1 protein-coding gene is annotated in these 1,820 nt (G+C 41.5%); it reads left to right on the plus strand.

Going from position 1 to position 1,820, the window contains the following annotated elements:
- Positions 1-35: 35 nt before the first annotated feature.
- Positions 36-1,754, plus strand: a complete 1,719-nt coding sequence (locus H5072_RS18430) for a SulP family inorganic anion transporter (protein WP_182694387.1) — start codon at positions 36-38, stop codon at positions 1,752-1,754.
- Positions 1,755-1,820: the final 66 nt, after the last annotated feature.

Consider the following 1,820-nt stretch of genomic DNA (forward strand, 5'->3'; position numbering starts at 1 on the left):
TCAAAGCGTTACTACTATTAACAGGAAAGGTTGAAGTGCTGTCGCGTTTATATAATTTTATGCCGGGTTTAGATACATTGCTGCACTATGAACGCCAATGGTTTGCTGATGATGTAAGGGCGGCGCTATCAGTAGCTGCAGTGGCTTTACCTGTTGCCATTGCTTACGCACAACTAACCGGTGTTAACGCCGCCGTAGGGTTATACTCTTGCATACTGCCAATGATGCTATATGCACTTTTCGGCACTTCAAAACAATTAATAGTCGGCCCTGATGCCGCAACCTGCGCCGTTATTGCCGCTGTAGTAACACCTCTTGCTGCAGGTGACAGCTTTAAGCATTGGCAACTTGTTGTCACCATGACCGCCATGACCGGCTTTTGGTGCTTTATAGCCAGTAAATTTAAGTTAGGTGTATTAGCTGACTTTTTATCTAAACCTATTTTAATGGGCTTACTAAACGGCGTAGCTATCACTATTATTGTGGGTCAATTTTCTAAAGTATTTGGTTTTACTTTTGATGAGCGCTACTTACTTGAACGCCTCGGTGGTGTGCCCACATACCTAGCGCAAACACATGTTCCCACCTTATTAATGGCTTTGTTTACACTGGCGGTCTATTTTGCCATGAAACGGATAAAGCCCACGTGGCCTGCATCTATGTTTGCTATTGCTTTTGGTGCGCTTTTGGTATGGATTTTTGATTTAAAACAATTTGATATAAAAACCATTGGCACCGTAACTGGCGGGCTCCCCGTTTTTAATACCCCTGTTTTTGATTTAGGGATTATTCGTGAGCTGGTGGTACCCGCACTTAACTTAGCCATCGTGAGCTTTGTTAGTATGATGCTAACTGCCCGCAGCTTTGCTGCTAAAAATGGCTACGACATAGACGCCGATAAAGAATTTAGAGCGTTAGGTATTGCCAATATAGCGTCAGCTCTTTCGCAAGGTTTTGCCGTCAGTGGCGCCGACTCACGCACCGCTGTTAACGATGCAGCAGGTGGTAAAACACAGTTAGTATCAATAATAGCAGCGGCCATTATTGCGCTCATAGCTATATTTTTAACAGCCCCACTTGAATTTATTCCAAGCGCAGCGCTAGGTATTGTACTTATTATTGCCTCTGTCCATTTACTCGATTTAAAAGCTGTTTGGCAATTAAAACGAAAAGACAAACAGGCATTTTATCTCGCCTTAGCTACCTTACTAGCGGTGTTATTTATAGGCGTTATCCCAGGTATTACGCTTGCTGTATTACTGGGGTTATTTCAATTTATTCGCACTGTTATGCGTCCAACCGACAATATACTCGGCGTAGATGTTAACGGTGTAGTAAGAAGTTTAGACGCCACAGATAAAGCAAAAGCAGTGCAAGGCGTGTTTATCTATCGCTTTAATTCACCTTTAACTTACTTTAATGCCAGCTACTTTAAACGCAGATTACTTGAGCAATATGCAAGGCAAAAAGACGATACACAATGTGTAATAATTGACGCTGTACCCTGCTTTACTCATTTAGATTTAAGCGTAATGGCCATGCTTGCAGATCTCGACGTTATATTTAAAAAGCGTGATATAAGGCTTGAGCTTGCAGGTAGAAAACGTCAGTTACTTTCGTGGTTTGATATTGCAGGAATGAAGTCAGGAAAAGAAGGTATATATATTCACTCCGATCTATATGTTGCGCTACAAAAAAATAGTGTAAGCCAGCCTACCGACGAAGTTGCCTTATTTGAAGCTCATACCAATTAGGAAGAAGAAGAATTAGCCGTGTTGTAAATTATAAACGGCAATAAAATAAAAAAGAGTAACTGTATT

It is taken from the genome of Pseudoalteromonas sp. SR45-5, assembly GCF_014163565.1.
Taxonomy (GTDB): Bacteria; Pseudomonadota; Gammaproteobacteria; order Enterobacterales; family Alteromonadaceae; genus Pseudoalteromonas; species Pseudoalteromonas distincta.